Below are 6,847 nucleotides of genomic sequence, written 5' to 3'. Positions count from 1 at the left end.
TAAGCCCAGACGGCATAGGAGATGATCTCGCGGGGAAAACGAAAGCCCTTCAGGCGTCGAATTGTCAGTACGGTTTTCATGATGACCGCCTATCCCGACGGTACGCCGTGATCAACTTGGCAATGCCCAGTGAACTGATCACCGGGATAGCCGTCTGATTTGAAAAGGAGAGAACAATGAAGATTCAGGGACTTTTTGCCGTTGTAGCAACTGCCGACATGGTCCGGGCCGAGGCGTTCTACACGTCTCTCATCGGGCGCAGACCCGATGACCGGCCAATGGACGGACTAGTCCAGTGGCGCGATTTTCCCGACAATCTGCAAGTTGTCGAAGACGCAGAGAAAGCCGGGCATTCGATGATCACGATTGTCACGCCCGACATGACCGCCGCCCGACAGGATTTGGAAAACGCCGGACTGAAACTCGGAGAGGACATCCAGGGCGATTTCGGCATCGTCGCGCAGATCGACGATCCCGATGGCAACCGCCTCACACTTGCGGAGCCGCCCAAGAGCGCGTGATTGCGCCCGGCAGGACAATTGGAGCTTAGAGCATGAAAGAGATCACTTTTGGCGGGTCCGTTGCATTAACGTCAGAGCGCCGTGTTTGTCGTCGCTATTGATCCCGATCACGCAGCCTCTGCAAACAGATTGGCGATGAAGGCGGTCTCGTTGATCACCCCGGTCTCACAATTTTCGAGTTGGCCTTTTCGAATGGTGCGGAAGGTTTCGATACCGGCGAGCGCGGCCTTGGCTCCGGCCAGCGTCTGGAACCCCCGCATACGACGCAATCGCTGTTTCAGTGCGGCATGATCACTCTCAATCCGATTGTTTAAATACTTGCGGTCAATGTGGCGGATGGCGTTTCCAGGCCCGAGCCGGCCGTTGATCTCGCCGATCACCTTTGCATAGCTGTGCGCCTTGTCGGTGATGATGGTAAGAGGCTGATAGCACCGCACGGTCTCTCGCGCCTGGCGCAGAAATGCCCTTGCTGCCTTGGCATCCCGCCGCGCCGTAAGGCGGAAATCGATCAGTTGGCCGAACTGATCCACGGCCCGCCAAAGGTAGCGCCACCGCCCGCCCACGCGAACGTAGGTCTCATCGACGTGCCACTGCAGCCCTCGCCAAGAGCGATGCCGGGCTTGGGCTCGTTTCCGGATTTCGGGACCAAACTTTCGCACCCAGCGGTGAAAGGTCGAAGCATCAACAGTGATGCCCCGCTCAGCAAGCATATCTTGTACGTCCCGGCACGACAGCGGGTAACGACAGTACCAGCGCACCGCAAGTAGGATGATCTCGCGCGGAAACCTGTGCCGTTTGAAAGGGTTACGCCGGATCATCGCTTACTCCTCAGCTTGGGGTACCAATGTGTCCGACATCCCAACGGTTAATGCAACGGACCCGGTTCGTCAAATCCGAGAGCACGTTCAGCTATTTCGAAGCGCTCGAGAGCTACTTGGCTCAGCATGGTCGCCCGGTGGCGTTTTACAGCGACAAGCACACGGTGTTTCGTGTCGCCAAGGAAGATGCCAAGGGCGGCGCGCGCATGACCCAGTTCGGCCGGGCGCTGAACGAGCTAAACGTCGAGATCCTCTGCGCGAACAGCAGCCAGGCCAAGGGCCGCGTGGAGCGTGCAAACCGCACGTTGCAGGATCGTTTGGTGAAGGAACTGAGGCTCGCCGGGATCTCGGACCTGGAGGCCGGAAACGCCTTCCTGAAGGACTTCAAGGCCCGCTACAACGCCAGGTTCGCAAAACTTCCAGCCAAACCGGACAACCTGCACCGGGCGCTCAATATCGAGCCCGATCGGCTGGATGAGGTGCTGTGGGATTGCCAACTTGTTTGCAGTGCGGGGCTTGGTTAGGCGGTGGGTATGAATATACCATCCTCGATGCCGCGCCTGAAAGGCTACCGTTTCCCTCGTGAGATCGTTGCATATGCCGTCTGGGTCTACCATCGCTTCGCGCTCAGCACGGCGGATGTCGAGGATCTTCTTGCCGATCGAGGTGTGATGGTCAGCCGGGAAACGATCCGGAAGTGGGTGAATCGCTTTGGGCGCCACTTTGCCGATTGCATAAGGCGCGACAGACCGGCCGCGGTCGACAAATGGCACTTGGATGAGGTCGTCATCCCAATCAACGGCAGAAAATACTGGCTCTGGCGGGCAGTTGACGCGAACGGCGACGTGCTTGATATTCTCGTTCAGCCACAGCGCAACGCCAAGGCTGCAAGCCGTTTTCTGGCAAGGTTGATCGACCGGTTCGGTGAACCCCGTGTTGTCATCACGGACAAGTTGCGCAGCTATTTCAAGCCGGTCCGAGACCTGGCACCGGGCGCAGATCATCGCGCGCACAAGGGCTTGAACAACCGGATCGAAGGATCACACAGGCCAACACGAAAACGCGAGAAGTTGATGGGGCGGTTCAAGTCGCCCCGACAGGCACAGAGACTTCTGGCAACACATGATCAGATCAACATCGTTTTTCGCCCACGACGCTACCGACTCTCCGCCATCTCATACCGCCACGCCAGGACCGATGCTTTCGACCTCTGGAGAGGCTATGCTGCCGAAATGACCGCCTAACAGGCAGAGGTCTCGCCCCTCTCAAATAGGCAAAAACAAGTTGGCAATTCCCCCCTCGGTCGCTGTCAGATTTTCCCTATCATAGTGGCGTTAGTGGAGCGGAGCGCGTGAAGGCAGCGATGCTCGATAGACAATGCCCCACTCAACACGTAGACTTAGTCCGCAGCGCCTTGTTGGGCAAGTAACCGGCGCATCGTTCGACCCATTGCTATCCAGCTGGACATGGAAGCTACAAAGGCATGCACAAAGGTATGTTCGAGTTGGATTTGCATCTGGGGGTTCACAAGACCGCGACGACTTTTTTGCAAGCAGCCCTTTATTCAAACAAGCGTATCCTGACCGAAAGCGGCATTTGTGTACCCCACCACCGTCAAACTCGGAAGCATTTGACCAATCCTTGTCAACGCCGCGTAGATGAGTTGCGTGAATCTTCGAAACTTGGAGAGCGATTTGCACCCGGCCTTGAAAGGAGAGTTTCAGACTTCTTTGATGAACTGCGCAATGACAGCGTTAGCAAAATTCTCCTGACTGACGAAAACTTTGTTGGTCACTGTGGACATGTCGTTCATTCTGGAAAGTTATATAGCCGAAGAGAGGTCTTCCTACGGATGCTGAAAGATCTCCTTCCAGAGAGTCCTAGACACATCTATTTATCATTTCGACAATATGATCAGTTCTTTTCATCGGTATATTTCCAGTACTTACTTGATGTCACACCGCGGCGATTTGTGCCGCCCGAAACGTTTGCACAACGTGTCTTGGAACGCCGACCAAGCTGGACACATTTCATCGCCTGTATTCGGAATACTTTCTCCGATAGCCAGATTGTCGTCTGGTCATACGAGGGTGCGCAAAAGGATTGGCACCTGGTACTGGACGCAATGCTGGGCTCAAAAGTCAGCAGCAAACTTGACCTTCGCATTGGCGACGGCGACCCACATATTCGCAGGTCAATGTCAGGCAAGGCTTTCCACACGTTCTTGCAAAAATATCAACGGGACGGCGCTCAGAATGCCCTCAGTTGCCTTGGTGAGATTCGGGCGCGATTTGATGGTGACCAATCATTAGGCAAGGCTACCATCTTTAGCGCAGATGAAGTAATGCATCTAGAACGCTTGTACGGGCGGCATCTCAACGAGTTACGGCATAAACTTAAAGATGTAAGAAGGCTATGCTGATTTCAGACAATCATGATTGATAATGACGCGTTACACACCATGCAAATAAAGCGGAATACAGCATGCAACCAACAGACCCTGTGATACCATGTCCTTAGAGTTCGATGGAACCGTTGCGAATATATTCCATTGTTCGGCTGATAACGTAGGCGACCAGATGAGTGGACCAGCTCAATACTTATGGCCGGCCAAGACAACTAATCACCCAATACCGCCTCGCCGAGATGCAATTGAGTGTTACTCAAAGAACGTCATCTTGGGTGGTGGCCAGATTTTCGGGCAACTCGCAGATGTAATGTCCAAAGTATTGGAGTCTCAAGCTCGCGCCAAGATGGTAGCTTGGGGAGTCGGCCTACCATTACAAGGCACAAACGATAATTTAGTAAAGGGGATTGCTGGTTATTTCTCGCTGTTCGGAACTCGGAACTACGAATGGAAAGACGAGCTTAATTTCGTCCCATGCGCAAGTTGTCTGGCAAGGTGTTTTGATCAGGTGCCATTGCCAACTAATGATCTGGTTTTTTATGTGCACCGGAGAAAAGGGACGCGACTGGAAGTGCCAGACGGAGCGCCCGTGATGTCGAATGCATGGTGCACGCCGCAACACGTCATTGATTTCATTGCTTCCGGTGACACCGTGGTGACGAGTTCGTATCATGGTGTGTATTGGGCGCAGCTATTGGGCCGAAAGGTGATCTGCCTGCCGTATAACGCGAAGTTCAAGACATTTCAGCATCCACCTACCGTTGCTGACGCGTCGAATTGGCAAGAGCATGTCTCGAAAGCCCGTCGCACACATCCACTCTTGGAGGAGTATCGAGCCTTGAATTTGAGCTTCGCAATGAAAGTCGCGGAGGTATATGTTGGTTAATGTCCCAAAAGAAACCAAAGAGATTTTCATTCATCTTGGCCCACATAGAACGGGTTCGACTGCGATCCAGAAATGTCTAAACGCCAACGCAAGCTTCCTGCGGCAGAACGGTGCGTACTTTCTTCATGATGCTTACACGCATCAAGCCGCAATCTCGCTCGCGAGAGAGGACTTCAAAGAGGCGGAACAACAGCTTGCGGCCATAGGAGAGCGCCTATCTGAAGTTCCAGAGGCCCGTGTGATTTTGAGCCAAGAGGATTTTTGTGGTGAATTGCCTGGGCGCTCACGCGGAAAACGAATTTACCCTTACTTGACAAAGAATCTTAGGATCATCTCGCGTGCGCTACGACCACATTCGGTGAAATTCATCTTTTTCGTTAGGAATGAAGATGACTGGTTGAAAAGCTGTTACCATCAACACCTTAAGTATAGAACAATGTTCGCTGATTTCGAATCTTTTCGGTATCATCTTGGGGGCCACCTTTCTTGGGAGGAAAAGCTTGAAAAGCCGCGTGCCACTTTCAAGGAAAAATTCAAAACGCTTCCATATAATGAAGAGCGGTCAGCTGGCGTTACTTCACTGCTTCAAATGATTGGCTCGCGCTCGCGAGGATTACATATGCCGCCATCTTACGTGAATTCATCTACCGCAGGAGATGTGACGCGACGGTTAGAACGTATCAACGCACTTTCTTCTTTCAAGGATACTGCATGGTTTTCCAAGTCGCTCGTGATGCATGGTTGGTCGCCGCGGCCACTTTCGCATCACGCCAATCCACCCTTTGAAAATCCAAGCGAGATTGCGGCTTTAGCGTTGCCAGAGTTGACCCAACGGGCTGAGAAACGAGTACAACAGCAGGATGTGAAGGACATCTTGCCGGAGAAAGCTACGGATCTATCCAGTTATGTTTTTGACATCTTGCCAGAGGATATAGAGCAACCATCGGTTTCGAGGATCGATATGTGCAACCAATCTCGGATCCTCGACTATCATTTACGCGGTAAGTCGCGTTTGGCCAAACTCAATTCGCTAACTATTAGTTATCTTCGGCGCGACACTGTTCACACTGAAAAGGCAAAGTACCTTTTCCACAGGATATGGTTTGAGTACGGTGTGCTACTCGTAAATGAATTGAGCACAAGATGGTTAATCTCGACACTGCAAACTTTCCTGGATCATGGCCTCAATGAAGCACAACGGACTATAGGCGCAAGTGGATATTTCTACGCAAATATGATGAAGATTTATGAGGGTGAGAGAGCAATAGAAGGCAGGGAACAGGACGCAATTTATTCTGAGACGAAATCACAAACCAAAAATCGGTTTGCAGGTCTCGACCGCTACAATGTCGGTGGGACCGATTTACTGCTAAACACCAATGCCTTGGCGCTCGATATTGCTAGGCGCGATGACATCGCCGGTTTGGTGCTGACTGAACTTCTGCTGCGTACAAAATGCTCGCACAACGTATTCACAAGAATGGACAAAACACGAAAAGGCAAAGGCATTTCTGTTCGTGGATTCGAAGATACTTGGTCATTCTTTGTCGAGCCGTGAAGAAGATATGTAACCGGCCGGTAAGGACCGCAGCTCAAGCGAACGCCTTGGCCTCTTTGGATTGCGGCACCCAGTTCCACGGCAGCAGCTCGTCGATGCGATTGATCTTGTGATCTCCGATGCGGGCAAGGATGTCTGCCAGGTAGGCTTCGGGGTCGTGGCCGCTGAGCTTCGCGCTTTCGATGATCGTCATGGCTTCCGCGAGGGTTTCACCCCCTGCATCGGCCCCGGCGAAGAGCCAATTCTTCCGACCAATCACCACGGGCTTGATTGCACGCTCGGCCGGGTTGTTGTCGATGGCCACGCGGCCGTCCTCCAGGAAGAGCGTGAAGGAGGGCCAGCGGCGGAGCGCGTAGCGGAAGGCTTTGGCCAGTGCGCTCTTGCCGGAGACCCGACCGAGCTGGGTCTCCGACCACGCCTTGAAGTCCTCCGCCAGCGGGCGCGTGCGGGTCTGCCTGACGCGTCGCCGCTCTTCGGCGGAGCAGCCGGTGATCTCGCGTTCGATGTCGTAGAGCGCCCGATACGGTCCACCCAACTTCGACAGTTCGCGGCTGATTTTTCCGGATTTCGTTTGGCGCAGGTCAACAAAACAAGGCGTTTTGTATCGCGAAGCGGTAGATTTCGTGGGATCGTTGTTGTGGCACGTGGTGTGATTTT

General features: G+C 53.4%; 7 protein-coding genes and 2 pseudogenes. 6 read left to right on the top strand and 3 right to left on the bottom strand.

What is annotated here, in order from left to right; translation table 11 throughout:
* Window positions 1-80, bottom strand: a pseudogene (locus DL899_RS18835) (IS6 family transposase); the annotation flags it as partial.
* Window positions 81-176: 96 nt separating this feature from the next.
* Between DL899_RS18835 and DL899_RS18830 the strand changes: the two are divergent.
* Complete coding sequence (locus tag DL899_RS18830) at window positions 177-521, top strand: VOC family protein (RefSeq protein ID WP_111735854.1); 345 nt, start codon at window positions 177-179, stop codon at window positions 519-521.
* Window positions 522-628: 107 nt separating this feature from the next.
* Here the strand turns inward: DL899_RS18830 and DL899_RS18825 are convergent, their stop codons facing one another.
* Window positions 629-1,339 carry an IS6 family transposase gene (locus DL899_RS18825; protein ID WP_111735853.1) on the bottom strand — a complete coding sequence of 237 codons (711 nt, stop codon included), beginning with the start codon at window positions 1,337-1,339 and terminating at the stop codon, window positions 629-631.
* Window positions 1,340-1,383: 44 nt separating this feature from the next.
* Here DL899_RS18825 and DL899_RS18820 point away from each other — a divergent pair.
* The 5 genes and pseudogenes from DL899_RS18820 to DL899_RS19525 form a co-directional block, all read left to right on the top strand.
* A pseudogene (locus tag DL899_RS18820) lies at window positions 1,384-1,824 on the top strand (transposase family protein); the annotation flags it as partial.
* 48 nt (window positions 1,825-1,872) lie between these two features.
* A complete protein-coding gene (locus DL899_RS18815) occupies window positions 1,873-2,583 on the top strand; it encodes an IS6 family transposase (protein WP_111735852.1) in 711 nt (236 codons plus the stop codon).
* Window positions 2,584-2,822: 239 nt separating this feature from the next.
* On the top strand, window positions 2,823-3,761 hold the full coding sequence (locus DL899_RS19535) for a hypothetical protein (protein ID WP_162685666.1): 939 nt from the start codon (window positions 2,823-2,825) through the stop codon (window positions 3,759-3,761).
* An 88-nt stretch (window positions 3,762-3,849) separates the two neighbouring features.
* Window positions 3,850-4,632: a polysaccharide pyruvyl transferase family protein gene (locus tag DL899_RS19530; RefSeq protein WP_338049666.1), complete on the top strand. Its 783-nt coding sequence runs from the start codon at window positions 3,850-3,852 to the stop codon at window positions 4,630-4,632.
* On the top strand, window positions 4,622-6,190 hold the full coding sequence (locus DL899_RS19525) for a hypothetical protein (RefSeq protein WP_162685664.1): 1,569 nt from the start codon (window positions 4,622-4,624) through the stop codon (window positions 6,188-6,190). Before DL899_RS19530 ends, DL899_RS19525 begins: the two co-directional genes overlap by 11 nt.
* 34 nt (window positions 6,191-6,224) lie before the next feature.
* Here DL899_RS19525 and DL899_RS18805 read toward each other — a convergent pair.
* The coding region (locus DL899_RS18805) for an IS66 family transposase (RefSeq protein WP_239494772.1) at window positions 6,225-6,847 on the bottom strand (623 nt) is incomplete at its 5' end.

Origin of the sequence: Roseovarius amoyensis, from assembly GCF_003260265.1 — a bacterium.
GTDB classification, from domain to species: Bacteria; Pseudomonadota; Alphaproteobacteria; order Rhodobacterales; family Rhodobacteraceae; genus Roseovarius; species Roseovarius amoyensis.
This window is presented reverse-complemented; position numbering and strand designations above follow the sequence as displayed.

Excerpts from the sequence above, each read along its gene's own strand:
- DL899_RS18815 (WP_111735852.1), top strand. The coding sequence starts at position 1,873 with ATGAATATACCATCCTCGATGCCGCGCCTGAAAGGCTACCGTTTCCCT.
- DL899_RS18830 (WP_111735854.1), top strand. The coding sequence starts at position 177 with ATGAAGATTCAGGGACTTTTTGCCGTTGTAGCAACTGCCGACATGGTC.
- DL899_RS19525 (WP_162685664.1), top strand. The coding sequence starts at position 4,622 with ATGTTGGTTAATGTCCCAAAAGAAACCAAAGAGATTTTCATTCATCTT.
- DL899_RS19530 (WP_338049666.1), top strand. The coding sequence starts at position 3,850 with ATGTCCTTAGAGTTCGATGGAACCGTTGCGAATATATTCCATTGTTCG.
- DL899_RS18825 (WP_111735853.1), bottom strand. The coding sequence starts at position 1,339 with ATGATCCGGCGTAACCCTTTCAAACGGCACAGGTTTCCGCGCGAGATC.
- DL899_RS19535 (WP_162685666.1), top strand. The coding sequence starts at position 2,823 with ATGCACAAAGGTATGTTCGAGTTGGATTTGCATCTGGGGGTTCACAAG.